This is a genomic window from Burkholderia sp. AU33423, from assembly GCF_002223135.1.
Lineage (GTDB): Bacteria > Pseudomonadota > Gammaproteobacteria > Burkholderiales > Burkholderiaceae > Burkholderia > Burkholderia lata_D.
On record NZ_NKFH01000009.1, the window covers coordinates 420,507 to 435,259 of the forward strand.

A 14,753-nucleotide genomic window follows, 5' to 3' on the forward strand; every position below is an offset into this window, starting at 1 on the left:
CGACCTGTACGCCCGCCCGACATGCACGGTGCGGGTCGTGACTGACCAACCACACAGGCAAGGCAATGAGCGCTCAGGACATTGCGGTCGATGTCGCGTTCCGGACGGACCAGGCGGTTGCCGCGCATCGCAACGTCGGCCTCGACGCGTTGCGCGCCTGCCTGACGTTGCTGGTCGTGTTTCACCACTGCGCGATCACGTACGGCGCGCTCGGTGGGTGGTACTACCACGAGGTGGCCGCGGGGCCGTCGGTGCAATCCGCGCTGTTGACGCTCTTCTGCGCGATCAACCAGGCATTCTTCATGGGCCTGTTCTTTTTCCTGGCGGGCTACCACACGCCACCCTCCATCGATCGCAAGGGCGCCGCCCGCTTCCTGGCCGACCGGTTGCTCAGGCTCGGCCTGCCGTTGCTGGTGTATGGCCTTCTGATCGGCCCCGCGACGATCGCGCTGGCACAGTCCGCTGCCGGCCACCCGTTCGACGATACGCTCGGCCGCCTGTGGCGCCACGGCACGTTCGACAACGGTCCCATGTGGTTCGCCAAGGCGTTGCTGATTTTCAGTGCGGCTGCAGCACTATGGAGCATCGCGTTTCCGCGCATCGCGAGCCGCCCCGTTCGGCACCCGTTCCCGTCCGATCGCACCCTGGCCGCGGCGGCATTGCTGACCGGAATCGCGGCGCTGGCGTTGCGGTCCCGATGGCCGATAGGTGTCAACGTATGGGGGCTTCAGCTCGGGTATTTCGCCAGCTATGTCGTCTTGTACGTAGCGGGTTGCCGGGCAGCGCGCGCACGCTGGCTCGAGCATCTTCCGCCACGGCAGGTCGGCACGTGGTGGCGCATCGCGCTGCTGACACTCCCCGTCCTGCCGATCGTCTACCTTCTCGCGAAGCACGTTCCCGCATTGCATGGCCGACCGGTCGACGTGGTGTACGCGTTCTGGGAGCCGCTGGTCGCATGGGGCACGATACTGTTTCTCGCCAGCCGCTTTCAGCGGCGCTTCACTCGACTGACGGGCGTCTGGCAGCCGCTGGCGCGACGCGCTTACTCGATCTACATCATCCATCCGCCGGTGCTGGTCGGGGTCGCCCTCGCGTGGCAAAACGTGCCGGCAGCCCCATTCCTGAAGCTCGCCGTGACCGGCGGTATCGCGTGCGTCGCGTGCTACCTGATCGCTGGCCTGCTGCTTCGCGTGCCCAGGCTCGCATCGATCCTGTAACTGCTGCCTCAGCGTCGCCGCATTCCACCGAATCCGCTCGCCCCGCCGAACTGATGCATGCCGCCGAATCCGTGGCCGACGGTGCCGGCAGGAAACGCGCCATGGTGAAAGCCGGCGCCGATCGGCGCGCCGATGCGATGATGGTCCACCCCGTTGAAGTGGCCGACGTGATCGAAGTGGTGAAAATGGTGGAAGTGGTGGAAGCGATCGACGAACACGAAGCCCACACCTGCGCCGACGAAAAGCGGCGGCCCCCAGTACCACAGGTCGGCATACGGATAGTCCGCCGCCGGATACCATAAAACACTACCGTCAGGACTCTGCACGAACTGCCATGTGCCATCGTCCTGCAGGCACGCACGCCCGACGACTTGCTGCTCGGTGCCGTCGATGTTCGCGTGCGCGACGACTGCACGGCAGTTCGCCGTGTCGTCCGCCAGATCGTCGTACGTTTGCGCAAGGACCACCGCGGAACAGCCGAGACAGACGATACCTATCCCGGATCGAAACCAGTTGCACATGATCGGCTCCTGCCTGATTACCCCCGACCACTCGATCGCGGGTGCCGCTAACGGCGCCCGGCAGACCGGATTGCTTGCGCACGATTCATCTTGCGGTGCTCACGCGCCGCCGCATCGTACAGGGTCTCCTGACGGCTAAACGATGCAGCGCGCGGGCTTATTCCAGGGGTCTGGTGCGAATGACCTGCGCGGGAACCGTCGATTGGCGCCCGGCCTAGCGCCTGGCAGCGCGGTAGGCAGCCGCTGCCGTGGTCCCGAATACCAGATGGGCCACGAGCGTGACCGCGCCGCGAACCGGGATGAACCACGGGAAGATCGCGGTGAACGCGTACAGGTTGACGCCGTACAGGACGAGGCCGAACCCGCCGCCTGCGAGGAGCGAGGCTGCGAGCGACAGGTTGCGAATCACCTTCGCCAGCACGGCCGCGTAGGCCAGCGACAGCACCAGATGCACGAGGGTCGCGACCGCCATGACGCTCGGATCGAAGCCGGCGGACGCGCCGAGCACGCCGCGCCCCATCACGATGGCCGCGGTGAGGCGTGTGTCGCGCAACAGGTTCCCGATCGCGTCGTCACCGACGATCGGCCAGAGCAGCAGCTCGACGACGGTCGAACCGACCGCCGCACCGAACGCGGCCCAGAGAACCGGGACGACACTGGCTCGTTTCAATCGACGCTCCCATCGCAACCGGCCGATGCATCGAAGCGACTTGCCCCCACCCGCTTCGGCCCCGGTCGCGCAACGCGTGCCCGCGAACCCGAACCGGGCAGCCACGCAAAATTACGATGCCCCTTCGCAATCCGACCAGTACGCGAAAGGATCGCGATGTTTCGGATAGTTCTCGTCCAGCCATTTCAACAGCGTCGCCCGCGCGTTGTCCATGTCGGCTTTCAGCGACGAGGTCGTCAGTTCGTGCACTTCGATGGACTTTTCGCGATCGATCACGAAGCAGTTCCAGTCGGGGCCGTCGAGATCCGGATCGTCGGACGCCTTCGACGACTTGCCCCAGCCCAATCCCTTGCGTGCGTCGATGTAGTACCGCGGATGCACTTTCAGATACGACATTTCGCCGCCCTGCAGGCTGCTCTCCGCGCGCAGCACGTCGTGTCCGTCGACGATCTGCGTGACTTCCGGCAGCCGGCGCGCTCGCCATCCGACAGGCAGCGTCGCGATGGCCTTGACGCTGTCGTACATCCCCCACTCCAGCCCCCACGCTTCGGCCATGCGCTTCATGAATGCGTTCGCATTCGGATAGCCGCGCAACTGGATCCGGGTCGACAGCGTGACTTCGATACCGCCGCGCCCGCCCGTGCCGGCGGATGCGTCGTCTGCGTTCGCTTCGAACGGATTGCCCGGACGCGACGCGCGCGTCGCATCCGTGGGCGCCATGCCCGAAAACAGCTGGTCGAGCGCGGCGCGCGCTTTCGACGACTTGTCCGGTTTGTTCATTGTTGACCTCGCTTGCATCCGCACGGATGCATCCCTTTTCGAATCTCGTTCATCTCTCCACCTCATCGTTTTTCGCGGTCGCATTGTCGTCGATCCGGCGGCCCGAGCCTAGTGCCACGTATCGCACAACGCTTTTTTCGCGCCCACCAGCGTACCGCGGCGGGCCGACACGATACACCAGCCAGCGCTAGCCGCCTGCCCCCACCGCCGCCCGCATCCGCTCCATCAACGCCAGCACCTCAGGCCGATTCTCCCCCTTCGCATGCACGAAGTAATACCTGAGCACCGAATCGACCTCGTGCCGGCTCACGCGCACGAGATCGCTGCGCTCGAGATAGGCGTCGGCGAGCGGTACCCGCGCCAGCGCCACGCCGAGCCCGGCCTCGGCGGCGGCCAGCACGAGGTTGTAATCCTCGAAACGGCGATCCTGCACGCGCGGCTTGAACGGCACGCCCAATGCATCGAACCACGTGCGCCAGCCGGTCACATCGGAATCGTGCAGCAACGGCATGTCGAGCAACGCGGCATCGCCGCGCCGGCGGCGCGCCTTCGCCAGTTGCGCGGCGAGCCGCGGATGCGCGACCGGATAGAGCCGTTCCGGCATGAACGCGCGGGTTTCGAGCTGACGCCAGTTGCCGCGCCCGTACCGGATCGACAGGTCCGCTTCGCCGCCGGCGATATCCACGTTGCGCAGATCGATGCCGAGTTCGATCCGCAACGCGGGCGCCTCGCTCTCGAGCGCATGCTGGCGCTCGAACAGCCAGAGCTGCGCGAAGGCCGGCACCACGCTCACCCTGACCAGCCGCGGCGTACGCGGCGAGCGCCACTGATCGGCCGCACTGTCGATGATCGCGAACGCCTGCTCGATCCGGCCGACGAAGCGCTGGCCGTCCGGCGTCAGGCGCACACCGCGCGCATGACGTTCGAACAACCGCAGGCCGAGCCAGTTTTCGACAGCGGCCACCCGCCGGCTGATCGCGCCGTGCGTCACGCCGGATACGTCGGCCGCGGCGAGGAACGAACCCTCGCGCGCGACCGTGCACACCGTCTCGAGACTCGCGAGCGGCGGCCGCGAACCCGGCGATGGCGCTGCGACGGGCAACGCCGCCGAGCCCCGCTTCGAGCGGGCTGAAGCGCCGGCCGGCCGCCGGCTCGAGCTGTGAATCATGGTCATATCTGGATGCTGATCTGTGCGCTAGCTTAGCATCTTGCCACGCCGCATCATTGGCGCATGAACACGCTCTCCACCCCGTCGTCGCGCCCTGCGCGGCAGCCGCTGATCGCGGCCGGCGCGGTCGCCTTCACGATCGTTTCGTGGGCGTCCGCCTTCCCGTTCATCCGGATCGGCCTGCATGGCCTGACGCCGCTGCAGCTCGCGGCGGCGCGCTTCGCCACTGCCGCCGTGCTGATCATCGCGTGGCTGATCGCGCGGCGGCCGCGCGTGCCGACCCGGGGCGACGCGCTGCGCTTCCTGCTGTGCGGCTTTCTCGGCATCGCGCTCTACAACGCGCTGCTCAATACCGGCGAGCAGACCGTCTCGGCCGGCGCCGCAAGCTTCATCGTGAATACGCTGCCGATCTTCACGGCGCTGCTGGCCGCCGTGTTTCTCGGCGAGCGCTTCAATCGCTGGGGCTGGCTCGGTTCGCTGGTCAGCCTCGCCGGCATCGCGGTGATCGCGCGCGGGCAGCCGGGGGGCCTGGTCCTCGGTGCGGGCAGCACGCTGATCCTCGGCGCGGCCTTGTGTTCGGCCAGCTATTTCGTGCTGCAGCGGCGGCTCATTCCAGTGTACGGCGCGCTGGCCTGCACCGCGTACACGCTGCTGGCCGGCGCGCTGCTGCTCACACCGTGGTTGCCGGGTGCGCTCGTGGCGCTCGGCAGCGGGTCGCGCGACACGGCGCTGGCCGTGCTGATGCTCGGCATCTTCCCCGCCGCGCTGGGTTACGCGACCTGGACCTTCGCACTCGGCTACTTCGGCGCGGCGCGCGCCGCCAACTTCCTCTATCTGACGCCGGCGGTCGCGACGGTCCTGTCGATGGCGCTGACGGGCGAGCGACCCGGCATCGAGACGGTGTGCGGCGGCCTGCTGGCGATTGCCGGCGTGATCTTCGTGGCGTTGCGCGGACGGTCCTAGGATCGGTGCAGCATCCGGCCGGCACGATCGGCCCGACGATCCGCAGGCGAACCGGTCGGGGCGAACCCGGGTGTTTGCAAAGCTGAATGCGTCGCGCGGGCTGTCGACTCGCGCCAGTTCGCCGACGCCGCCAGGCCGGACCGTTAGTTGCGTTAAATCGAGGGTATCGATCGTGACGAAGCATGGCCCTGCAATCGGATGCGCAATCGAAATCGTCCAAACTGTGCAGACAAATCGACCGAACAGTTCCGGATTGACCGTGCACCAGTGTCCATGGCTTCGTCCCGCCCGCCGGCCGAATAATGGATGCGGCCGTAAGGCCGTCGACAGCGAATCGCAGCCTGTGGCCTGCCGCGGCGCACGATTTCCGGCATCCGGCGCCTTCGAATGTCGGGCGCCGGCCGTGCTGCAGCCGCCCCGCTACGCGATTCGCTGCAGCGCGCAAAATCGGCTTCATATATATTCATACGAATTGCACCGTTTCGGGCCCCGATTCGCCCGCTCACCCGGGCGGCCCGTCGAGCGGCAGGACGCGATGCAGTGAAGCCCATGATGGGTATGGAGACTCGTCCGATCGCCCCGACCTCGCCGTCGGCCGGTCGAGACGTCAATAGAAAGACATTCAAATCGGAGATGGCAGATGGAACGAAGCACTGTCGGCATGCGCTGCAAACCCCTGATCACCGTCGCACTGGCTGCCGCCGCGTTCGCGGCCGCGTCGACCGCGATGGCCGACCAGGTCGTCAAGATCGGCAGCGTCGAACCGACGACGGGCGGCATCTCGCACCTCGGCAAGGACAACGAGAACGGTGCGCGCCTCGCAGTCGAGGAAATCAATGCGAAGGGCCTCACGATCGGCGGCAAGAAGATCACGCTGCAACTCGATGCACAGGATGACGCGGCCGACCCGCGCCAGGCTACCCAGGTCGCGCAGAAGCTCGTCGACGACAAGGTCGTCGCCGTCATCGGCCACCTGAACTCGGGCACGTCGATCCCGGCGTCGAAGATCTACAGCGACGCGGGCATCGTCCAGATCTCGCCGTCGGCCACGAACCCGACCTACACGCAGCAAGGCTTCAAGACGACCTACCGCGTCGTCGCGACCGACGCGCAGCAAGGCCCGGCGCTCGCGAGCTACGCGCAGGCGAAGGGCGTGAAGAGCGTGGCGGTGATCGACGATTCGACCGCGTACGGCCAGGGCCTCGCGAACGAATTCGAGAAGAAGGCGAAGGCGCTCGGCCTGAAGGTGCTGTCGCACGACGCGACCAACGACAAGGCGGTCGACTTCCGCGCGATCCTGACGAAGGTCAAGGGCGAGAACCCCGACGCGATCATGTACGGCGGCATGGACGCCACCGGCGGCCCGCTCGCGAAGCAGGCGAAGCAGCTCGGCCTGCGCGCGAAGATCCTGTCCGGCGACGGCGTGTGCACCGACTCGCTGGCCCAACTGGCAGGCCCGGCGGCCGACAACGTGCTGTGCTCGCAGGCCGGCGCGGCGCTCGAGAAGATGCCGGGCGGCACGGACTTCCTCGCGAAGTACCAGAAGCGCTTCAACCAGGGCATCAAGTTCGATGCGCCGTTCGCGTATGACGCGGTCTACATCGCGGTCGACGCGATGAAGCGCGCGAACTCGACCGACCCGGCGAAGATCCTCGCGGCGATGCCGGCGACGAAGTACGAAGGCGTGATCGGCACGACGACGTTCGATTCGAAGGGCGACCTGACGCACGGGATCATCTCGATCTACGGCTACAAGAGCGGCAAGAAGACCTTCCTCGACCAGGTGAAGATGTAACCCGCCGCGGCGCCGGTGCGACGGGAGCGCCACCCGTCGGCGCCGGTGCCGCGCGGACCGATTTCTGATTCACGGAGACGAAGCATCATGTGTGCAATGGCGTATGCGGAATTTCAACAGGAGTTGAAGAAGGCACAGCTGACGGCGCGCGAGTTCGCCCGCCTGATCCGGATGAACGAAAGCTCGATCACGAACTATTCGAGCAAGGGCACGGTCCCGTCCCACCTCGCGGTCATCGCGAAACTGATCGGCACGATGGCGGCGCACGAGATCGATTTCCGGCGCGTGATCCGGCAGATGCGGATCGAACCGAAACGGCCGCGCGGCGGCGGTGCGTTTCCTGCGGTGGAAAAACCGCGTTCCAGAAAAGCGGCTAAAGCCGACGCCTGAGCCCAGGCATGCGTCGATAACGGCACGAGGCTTGCCGCTCGACGCTGAATCGAATGTCATCTCACGGGCAATGCGACACGCGACGCCCGACCATCACCCCACCGCCCGCACGTGATCGAGCAGCGCCTGCAACGGATGCCGCACCTGCTTCGACGACATCCGCTTCACCTGGCTGCGGCACGAATAGCCGGTCGCCAGCGCCTCGCCTTCGTCCTCCGGCCCGTCCACGTGCCCCGCCCACGACTGCGCGTAGATCGTCTTCGACGTCGCGAGATTGCGCGCCTCGTGCCCGTAGGTACCCGACATCCCGCAGCACCCGGTCGCCTGGACCTGCAAACGCAGCCCGCGTCGCGCGAATACCTGCGCCCACTGCTTGCCGCTGTCGGGCGCATTGGTCTTCTCGGTGCAGTGCGGCAGCAACCGGTACGACGCGGGCGCGCCGACGACACCGGTCGCGGCTTCCGGCAGCGCCTGCAGCAGCCACTCCTGCGGCAGCGCGACCTTCGGCACATCGGAGAGCCCCGTCACCTTCAGGTACTCCTGCCGATACGTGAGCGTCATCGCCGGATCGAGGCCGACCAGCGCGACGCCCGAGCGCGCCAGCGCGGCCAGTTGCGTCGCGTTGCGAATCGCGGCCTTTTCGAATGCGTGAAGAAAGCCCTGCACGTGCAGCGCCTTGCCGTTCGGCGCGAGCGGCGCGAGCCACACCTGAAAGCCCATGCGCGCCGCCAGTTCGATCAGCGTCGCCAGTTGCTCGGTATCGAAATAGCGCGTGAAGGTGTCCTGCACGATGACGACGCTGCGTGCGCGCTGCGCGTCGCTCAGCGCGGCGAGCGCCTGCGGGTCGGCCGGCTTCACGCGCCATTGACGGATCACGGCCGCGAGATCGAAGCGGCTCAGCAGCGGGCTGTCGACCATGCCGACGTGCCGCTCCAGCACCGTGCGCACCCATCCCGCCCGCATCAGCCCGTTGTACAGCGCGGGCACCCGCGCCATCCACGGCATCGTGAATTCGAGCGAGCCGATCAGGTAGTCGCGCAGCGGCCGCAGGTAACGCTGGTGATACAGCTCGAGAAAACGCGAGCGAAACTCCGGCACGTTCACCTTCACCGGGCACTGCCCCGCGCACGACTTGCACGCGAGGCATCCTGCCATCGCGTCGTACACCTCGTGCGAGAAATCGACCTCGCCGTTGCGCGCCGCGCGGCTGTTGCGCCAGCGCGTGGCAAGGCCGCTCAGGAACGGCTGCCGCGCACGCGCCGCCGCGACGACGTCGACGCCGGCCTGCCCTTGCAGGCGCAACCATTCGCGCATCAGCGACGCCCGCCCCTTCGGCGATTGCACGCGTTCGCGCGTCGCCTTCCACGACGGGCACATCGCATCGTCCGGATCGAAGTTGTAGCACGCGCCGTTGCCGTTGCAGTGCATCGCGGTGCCGTAGCTCTGCCACACGCGCTCGTCGATCTGCCGGTCGTGGTCGCCGCGCGTCGGCACTTCGTCGATCTTCAGCAGCCGCATCGTGTGGTCCGGCGGCGTCGCGATCTTGCCCGGGTTGAACTGGTTGTGCGGATCGAACGCGGCCTTCAGTTGCTGCAGCGACGGATACAGCTCGCCAAAGAACGCCGGCGCATATTCGGAGCGCACGCCCTTGCCGTGCTCGCCCCACAACAGGCCGCCGTGGCGCTGCGTGAGCTCGGCCACCGCATCCGACACGGGCCGCACCAGCGCCGCCTGCTTCGGGTCCTTCATGTCGAGCGCCGGCCGCACGTGCAGCACGCCCGCGTCGACGTGGCCGAACATCCCGTACTGCAGCCCATGACCGTCGAGCAGCGCGCGGAATTCGGCGATGTACGCGGGAAGGTTCTCGGGCGGCACCGCCGTGTCCTCGACGAACGGCTGCGGGCGCGCCTCGCCCTGCACGTTGCCGAGCAGGCCGACCGCGCGCTTGCGCATCGCATACACGCGCTTCACCGCGTCGTCGCCGGCCGCGAGCGTGTGGCCCAGGCGTTCCACGCTCGTATCGGTACGCAGATGATCGACGAACGCGCGCACGCGTGCGTCGACGTCATCGGCATCGTCGCCGCTGAATTCGATCAGGTTGATGCCGAGCGTCGGCCGAGCGTCGTCCTGCGGGAAATACTCGGCCACGCTGCTCCACACGAAGTCCTTCATCGCCAGCATCAGCACCTTCGAGTCGACCGTCTCGATCGACAGCGGCTGGTGCGCGAGCAACGCGCGCGCGTCGCGCAGCGCGTCCATGAAGCCCGCGTAGCGCACGTTGACCAGCACCGAATACTTCGGAATGGGCAGCACGTTGAGCTTCGCCTCGACGACGAAGCCGAGCGAGCCTTCCGCGCCGCACAGCACGCTGTTCAGGTTGAAGCGGCCGTCCGGTTCGCGCAGGTGCGCGAGGTCGTAGCCGGTCAGGCAGCGATTGAGCTTCGGAAACTTCGCTTCGATCAGCGCCGCCTTGTCGTCGCTGATGCGCCGCGCGGTGCGGTAGACCTTGCCGATGCGGTCCTCGCGCGCGCAGCGGCGCTCGAGCTCGTCGTCCGCGATCGCGTCGCTGTGCAGGTGCTCGCCGCCCATCAGCACGAAGTCGAGCTCGAGCACGTGGTCACGCGTCTTGCCGTACGTGCAGCTGCCCTGCCCGCTCGCGTCGGTATTGATCATCCCGCCGACGGTCGCACGGTTCGACGTCGACAGTTCCGGCGCGAAAAACAGCCCGTGCGGCTTCAGCGCCGCATTGAGCTGATCCTTGACGACGCCCGCCTGCACGCGCACCCAACGCTGCTCGACGTCAATTTCGAGGATCCGGTTCATGTTGCGCGACAGGTCGACCACCACGCCGTCGGTCAGCGACTGCCCGTTGGTGCCCGTGCCGCCGCCGCGCGCGGCCACCGCGACGTCGCGATGCGCGGGCTCGGTGAGCAGCCGTGCCAGCAGCCGGACGTCGTCCGCATGCGCGGGGCAGATCACCGCTTGCGGCAGACGCTGGTAGATCGAGTTGTCGGTGGCCTGCACCGTCCGGTTCGCATGGTCCGCGCGGATTTCCCCGGCGAATCCGGCGGCCTGCAGCGCGGCGAGAAAGTCACGGTACGCATGCGCGGGCGGGCTGGCGGGACGGGGCAACGAGGCGATCGACATGGGTAAAAGCGGCAGTGTGGGTGGAACCGGCCGGCTCGCGTGGCCAAAACATGATTTTTTAGCAAGTTTCCACGCGACCGGGAATTCCAGTATCTTTGGATACTTCGCGAGAAACAAACGAATTCTGCTCCGGCGAATATTGCATAAAACTCATGAATTACCGTCGCCTCACCCCGTCGATGTCGCTGCTGCTGGTGTTCGAGGCCGCCGCGCGGCATGAAAGCTACACGCGCGCGGCCGAGGAGCTGTCGCTGAGCCAGAGCGCGATCAGCCGGCAGGTGCAGACGCTGGAGGATCAGCTCGGCGTGCCGCTGTTCCGGCGCGAGGGCCGCTCGGTCAAGCTGACCGAGGTCGGGCGCCGCTACTTCACCGAGCTGAGCGGCGCACTGGGGCGTATCCGCGGCGCGACGCTGCAGGCGATGTCCCACCAGGCGGGCGCCGGCACGCTGCGGCTCGCGACACTGCCCACGTTCGGCTCGAAATGGCTGCTGCCGCACCTGCACGATTTCTACGCCGCGCATCCGGGCGTGACGGTGCACCTTCACTCGCGGATCGGCGCCATCGATTTCCTCAACGACGACCTCGACGCGGCCATTACCGTCGGCGCGGGCGACTGGCCGGGCCTGCACGCGCACCGGCTGTACAACGAGTTCCTGATCGCGATCGCGCCGCCGGACACGGGCAGCGGAAGCCGCCGCAAGGCCGACGCACGCACGCCGGCGTGGGCCGCGAAGCAGACGCTGCTCGGCGTGACGAGCAACCAGCAGGCGTGGGCGGAATGGTTTTCGCACTATCGGCTCGACCATCGGCAGATGCGCATCGGCCCGAGTTTCGAGCTCACGTCGCACCTGATCCAGGCGGTGCGGGCGGGGATGGGGATCGGGCTGGTGCCGAAGGTGCTGGTGGAGGACGAGCTGAGCCGCCACGAGCTCGTGTCGATCGGCGACGCGATCACCAGCCAGCGCAGCTACTACCTCGTCTACCCGCCGGGGAACGAGACGCTGCCGTCGCTCGTCGCGTTCCGCGAATGGCTGCTGAAATCCTGCTGAAACGCGGCCGGCGGCGGGCCGCTCAGGTGCGCCATTCGCCGAGAATCTGCTCGGCCAGGTAGTCGCACGGCGGGCGCGCGGACTGCGCGCTGCGCGCGAGCACGACCTCCATTTCGCCGAGCGGCGGCAGCCCGTGGCTTTCCGACAGCTGCACGAGATGATCGGGAATGCAGCAGCGCGCCAGCGGCGCGACCGCAAGCCCGGCCTCCACCATGCTGAGCAGGCCGAGGTGGCTCGGGCTCTCGTACGACATCCGGTACGGGATCTTCCGCCGGTTCAGCGCCTTGACCGCATGATCGCGCGCCATGCTGCCGCCGTGAGTGAAAAAGGCCACCGGCAGCGGCCGCTCTTCCCACACATTGCGCTTCGGCGACCCGACCCAGACGAGCGGTTCGAGCCGGATCAGCTCGCCGGTCACGCCCTTGATCCGCGTGAGGCACGCGAGGTCGACCGTGTTGTCCTTCAACATCGGCACGAGCGCGCTGCTCGGCTGGCCGATCACCCGCACTTCCACGCGCGGATGCATCGCGGCGAACTTGCCGAGCACCTGCGGCAGCAGCGACGAAATGTAATCGTCGGGCACGCCGATCGTCACGCGGCCGCGGATCTCCGGGCGCACGACCGACGCCCAGGCCTCGTCGCGCATCGCCAGCATCCGGCGGCCGTACTCGGCAAGCATCATGCCTTCGTCGGTCGGCGTCACGTTGCGCGTGTCGCGGATGAACAGCGGCTTGCCGAGCGCGTCTTCCAGCGCCTTGATCTGCATGCTCACCGCCGACGGTGACCGGTGCACGGCCTGCGCGCCCTGCGCGAACGATCCGGATTCCGCCACGGCCACCACCATCGCGAGCACATCGAGGTCGAGCTTTTTCATCGTATTCAGAAAAACTGATTAATCGATTCAGTTTATCCCGTTTTACTGTTCTCCTCCACGGTCGGACAATGAATCCCGTCAGCCCTTACTCGTTGCAGGAATCATCAGACATGCATACGTCCGGATCGCTCTACGGATTTCTCGTCATCGGTGGCATGCTCGCGGTCACGCCCGGGCCGAACATGGTCTACGTGATGTCGCGCTCGATCGCGCAAGGTCGCACCGCGGGGCTCATCTCGCTCGGCGGCGTGATGATCGGCTACCTGTTCTACATGTTCGGTGCGGCGTTCGGGATCACGACGCTGTTCATGAGCGTGCCCTATGCAGGCAGCGGGCTGGCCGTGGTCGGCGCCGCATACCTGTTGTATCTCGCGTGGCAGGCCGTCAGGCCCGGCGGCCGCTCGCCGTTCGAGGTGCGGGCATTGCCGAGCGAGCGCCCGCTTCGGCTGCTCGCGATGGGCGCGACGACCAGCGTGCTGAACCCGAAGCTCGCGATGCTGTTCATTTCATTGCTGCCGCAGTTCATCGACTACCGGAACGGCAGCGTGCTCGGGCAGTCGCTGTTTCTCGGTTCGCTGCTGATCGTCGCGTTCGCGTCCGCGAACGGGCTGGTGGCGATCTGTTCGAGCAGCATCGCGACGTTCCTGCACGGGCGCCCGACGCTGCTGCTCGCACAGCGCTGGGCGATGGGGCTCGTTCTCGGCGGGCTCGGCGTGCAGATGGTGGTCGATGCGTCGAAGATGGCGGGCATGGCGTAGTGCGCCAATCACGCCATCGAGCAGATGCCGCTCAACGCAGCGCGTGGAAACTCGCGCGCAGCGCTTCCGAAAGCGCCTGCGGCACGCCCTGCGATGCATCTGCGACCGTTTCCCGTTCGGGCCAGCGCGTCGCGTCGATCCGTCGCCGCAAATCGGCGAGCTGCGCGTCCGTCGCATGCACCCGCAGCGGACGCACGGCGGCCCCGGCGCCGCCGGCCGATCGGGCAATGCCCGCGACAGGCTGCGCCGTTTCCGCTTCTGCACAAGCAAGGCGACTCAGCGAACCCGCCATGGCGGCCGTCGCGGCACCCATGAATCGACGCCGTGCCGGTGCCGGCGGAAGGATATCGATTGGCATGCATGCTCCCGTTTTCGAGGGTTTTCATCTCAGCACTACTGATTTGTGGCCACCCATGAGAACCGGGAACCGGAACCAGGCCAGCCGCGCACCGGTTTTACGCGAGATAGCCGGAAACGCCGTCCCAGAGCAGTTTCAATGCGGTCACCGCCAGCAATCCGTAGCAACTCCGGTAGATCAGGCGCTGGTCCAGCCTGCCGTGAAGCCGCCAGCCGAACACCACGCCGGCCGGAATGGCAAGCAGGCACACCGCCATCAACGCCCAGACGTTCGCGGTCGGCTGCACGATCAGCAGCCACGGCACCGCCTTGATCGCATTGCCCACGGTGAAGAACAGGCTCGTCGTTCCCGCGTACATCTCCTTGCTGAGGCCGAGCGGCAGCAGATACATCGCGAGCGGCGGCCCGCCCGAGTGCGCGACCATCGTCGTGACGCCCGACGCTAGACCGGCCGAGACGGCCTTCGGCGACGAACGCGGACGAACCGTCGGCTGCGCGCCGCCCCGCACCCACAGCCCGACGAAGACCAGCGTGACCACCGCCATCAAAAGCTCGATGGCGCGATGGTCGAGGAAGCGGAAAGCCAGGTAACCGAACCCGATACCGATCACCAGCCCCGGCAGGAGCAGCACGAGGTCGGGCTTCGACCATGTCGACGGCTTCCAGTACCGCAGCGCGAACAGGTCCATCGCGATGAACAACGGGGCGAGCAAGCCGCCGGCCGTCACCGGGTCCATCACGAGTGACAGCAGCGGAATGCCGATGATCGCGAATCCGCCACCGAACGCGCCGCGCATGAACGCGATCACGAACACGCCGGCAAACGCGATCAGGATCGTGGCCAGCGTCAAGTGCACGCCCATCGCAGCAGGGGTCGCCATCACGACCTCCGTGCCGGTTCGAATTGCGGCATGGCGGACAGCCACGGAGCAGGTCGCATGGGCGGCATCGCCGCACGGTGGATTCGGGTTGAACGCGTTGCACGCATGCTGTTTCTCCAATGAGGTGCCGGGGCGATGCGGCACGCCAACGCACCGCCGGCCGCATGGGCCGCACAAGCATTT

14 protein-coding genes are annotated in these 14,753 nt (G+C 67.0%); 6 read left to right on the forward strand and 8 right to left on the reverse strand.

The annotated features are described in order from the left end of the window. Window positions 1-65 precede the first annotated feature (65 nt). On the forward strand, window positions 66-1,217 hold the full coding sequence (locus CFB50_RS34905) for an acyltransferase family protein (RefSeq protein ID WP_089448979.1): 1,152 nt from the start codon (window positions 66-68) through the stop codon (window positions 1,215-1,217). Between the two features lie 8 nt (window positions 1,218-1,225). Here CFB50_RS34905 and CFB50_RS34910 read toward each other — a convergent pair whose 3' ends face one another. The 4 genes from CFB50_RS34910 to CFB50_RS34925 all read right to left on the reverse strand — a co-directional run bounded on the left by CFB50_RS34910 (window position 1,226) and on the right by CFB50_RS34925 (window position 4,362). Beyond that, window positions 1,226-1,738: a hypothetical protein gene (locus tag CFB50_RS34910; protein ID WP_089448980.1), complete on the reverse strand. Its 513-nt coding sequence runs from the start codon at window positions 1,736-1,738 to the stop codon at window positions 1,226-1,228. Between the two features lie 214 nt (window positions 1,739-1,952). Next, on the reverse strand, window positions 1,953-2,408 hold the full coding sequence (locus CFB50_RS34915; RefSeq protein ID WP_089448981.1) for a sodium:proline symporter: 456 nt from the start codon (window positions 2,406-2,408) through the stop codon (window positions 1,953-1,955). A 111-nt stretch (window positions 2,409-2,519) separates the two neighbouring features. Further along, window positions 2,520-3,188, reverse strand: a complete 669-nt coding sequence (locus CFB50_RS34920; protein ID WP_089448982.1) for a nitroreductase — start codon at window positions 3,186-3,188, stop codon at window positions 2,520-2,522. Between the two features lie 187 nt (window positions 3,189-3,375). Next, window positions 3,376-4,362: a LysR substrate-binding domain-containing protein gene (locus tag CFB50_RS34925; RefSeq protein WP_089448983.1), complete on the reverse strand. Its 987-nt coding sequence runs from the start codon at window positions 4,360-4,362 to the stop codon at window positions 3,376-3,378. Window positions 4,363-4,419: 57 nt separating this feature from the next. On the opposite strand from CFB50_RS34925, the gene CFB50_RS34930 reads away from it, so the two are divergent. From CFB50_RS34930 to CFB50_RS34940, 3 genes are all read left to right on the forward strand, one after another. Next, window positions 4,420-5,319 (forward strand): DMT family transporter, encoded by a 900-nt coding sequence (locus CFB50_RS34930; protein WP_069249889.1) that lies wholly within the window; start codon window positions 4,420-4,422, stop codon window positions 5,317-5,319. A gap of 640 nt (window positions 5,320-5,959) precedes the next feature. After that, the gene (locus tag CFB50_RS34935; protein ID WP_069249890.1) at window positions 5,960-7,114 is read left to right on the forward strand and encodes a branched-chain amino acid ABC transporter substrate-binding protein; all 1,155 of its coding nucleotides are present in this window, start codon (window positions 5,960-5,962) and stop codon (window positions 7,112-7,114) included. Between the two features lie 87 nt (window positions 7,115-7,201). Next, on the forward strand, window positions 7,202-7,504 hold the full coding sequence (locus CFB50_RS34940; RefSeq protein WP_069249891.1) for a DNA-binding protein: 303 nt from the start codon (window positions 7,202-7,204) through the stop codon (window positions 7,502-7,504). A gap of 93 nt (window positions 7,505-7,597) precedes the next feature. Here the strand turns inward: CFB50_RS34940 and ydiJ are convergent, their stop codons facing one another. Beyond that, complete coding sequence (gene ydiJ, locus CFB50_RS34945; RefSeq protein WP_089448984.1) at window positions 7,598-10,651, reverse strand: D-2-hydroxyglutarate dehydrogenase YdiJ; 3,054 nt, start codon at window positions 10,649-10,651, stop codon at window positions 7,598-7,600. 152 nt (window positions 10,652-10,803) lie between these two features. Between ydiJ and CFB50_RS34950 the strand changes: the two genes are divergently transcribed. Further along, on the forward strand, window positions 10,804-11,700 hold the full coding sequence (locus CFB50_RS34950) for a LysR substrate-binding domain-containing protein (protein WP_069249893.1): 897 nt from the start codon (window positions 10,804-10,806) through the stop codon (window positions 11,698-11,700). A gap of 22 nt (window positions 11,701-11,722) precedes the next feature. On the opposite strand, the gene CFB50_RS34955 is transcribed toward CFB50_RS34950, so the two are convergent. Continuing rightward, entirely contained in the window at window positions 11,723-12,574 is an 852-nt protein-coding gene (locus tag CFB50_RS34955) for a LysR substrate-binding domain-containing protein (protein ID WP_089448985.1), read from the reverse strand. Window positions 12,575-12,684: 110 nt separating this feature from the next. Here CFB50_RS34955 and CFB50_RS34960 point away from each other — a divergent pair, with 110 nt between their 5' ends. Further along, entirely contained in the window at window positions 12,685-13,332 is a 648-nt protein-coding gene (locus tag CFB50_RS34960) for a LysE family translocator (RefSeq protein ID WP_089448986.1), read from the forward strand. Between the two features lie 31 nt (window positions 13,333-13,363). On the opposite strand, the gene CFB50_RS34965 is transcribed toward CFB50_RS34960, so the two are convergent. Together CFB50_RS34965 and CFB50_RS34970 are read right to left on the reverse strand one after the other, a co-directional pair. Beyond that, window positions 13,364-13,645: an epoxide hydrolase N-terminal domain-containing protein gene (locus CFB50_RS34965; protein WP_174945268.1), complete on the reverse strand. Its 282-nt coding sequence runs from the start codon at window positions 13,643-13,645 to the stop codon at window positions 13,364-13,366. 142 nt (window positions 13,646-13,787) lie between these two features. After that, window positions 13,788-14,570, reverse strand: coding sequence for a sulfite exporter TauE/SafE family protein (locus tag CFB50_RS34970; protein ID WP_089448987.1), 783 nt, complete (start codon window positions 14,568-14,570; stop codon window positions 13,788-13,790). Between the last annotated feature and the right edge of the window lie 183 nt (window positions 14,571-14,753).

Coding starts and splice junctions, on each gene's coding strand:
- CFB50_RS34950 (WP_069249893.1), top strand. CDS start 10,804: ATGAATTACCGTCGCCTCACCCCGTCGATGTCGCTGCTGCTGGTGTTC.
- CFB50_RS34910 (WP_089448980.1), bottom strand. CDS start 1,738: ATGTGCAACTGGTTTCGATCCGGGATAGGTATCGTCTGTCTCGGCTGT.
- CFB50_RS34965 (WP_174945268.1), bottom strand. CDS start 13,645: ATGGGTGCCGCGACGGCCGCCATGGCGGGTTCGCTGAGTCGCCTTGCT.
- CFB50_RS34935 (WP_069249890.1), top strand. CDS start 5,960: ATGGAACGAAGCACTGTCGGCATGCGCTGCAAACCCCTGATCACCGTC.
- CFB50_RS34920 (WP_089448982.1), bottom strand. CDS start 3,188: ATGAACAAACCGGACAAGTCGTCGAAAGCGCGCGCCGCGCTCGACCAG.
- CFB50_RS34960 (WP_089448986.1), top strand. CDS start 12,685: ATGCATACGTCCGGATCGCTCTACGGATTTCTCGTCATCGGTGGCATG.
- CFB50_RS34970 (WP_089448987.1), bottom strand. CDS start 14,570: ATGGCGACCCCTGCTGCGATGGGCGTGCACTTGACGCTGGCCACGATC.
- ydiJ (WP_089448984.1), bottom strand. CDS start 10,651: ATGTCGATCGCCTCGTTGCCCCGTCCCGCCAGCCCGCCCGCGCATGCG.
- CFB50_RS34925 (WP_089448983.1), bottom strand. CDS start 4,362: ATGACCATGATTCACAGCTCGAGCCGGCGGCCGGCCGGCGCTTCAGCC.
- CFB50_RS34930 (WP_069249889.1), top strand. CDS start 4,420: ATGAACACGCTCTCCACCCCGTCGTCGCGCCCTGCGCGGCAGCCGCTG.
- CFB50_RS34905 (WP_089448979.1), top strand. CDS start 66: ATGAGCGCTCAGGACATTGCGGTCGATGTCGCGTTCCGGACGGACCAG.
- CFB50_RS34940 (WP_069249891.1), top strand. CDS start 7,202: ATGTGTGCAATGGCGTATGCGGAATTTCAACAGGAGTTGAAGAAGGCA.
- CFB50_RS34955 (WP_089448985.1), bottom strand. CDS start 12,574: ATGAAAAAGCTCGACCTCGATGTGCTCGCGATGGTGGTGGCCGTGGCG.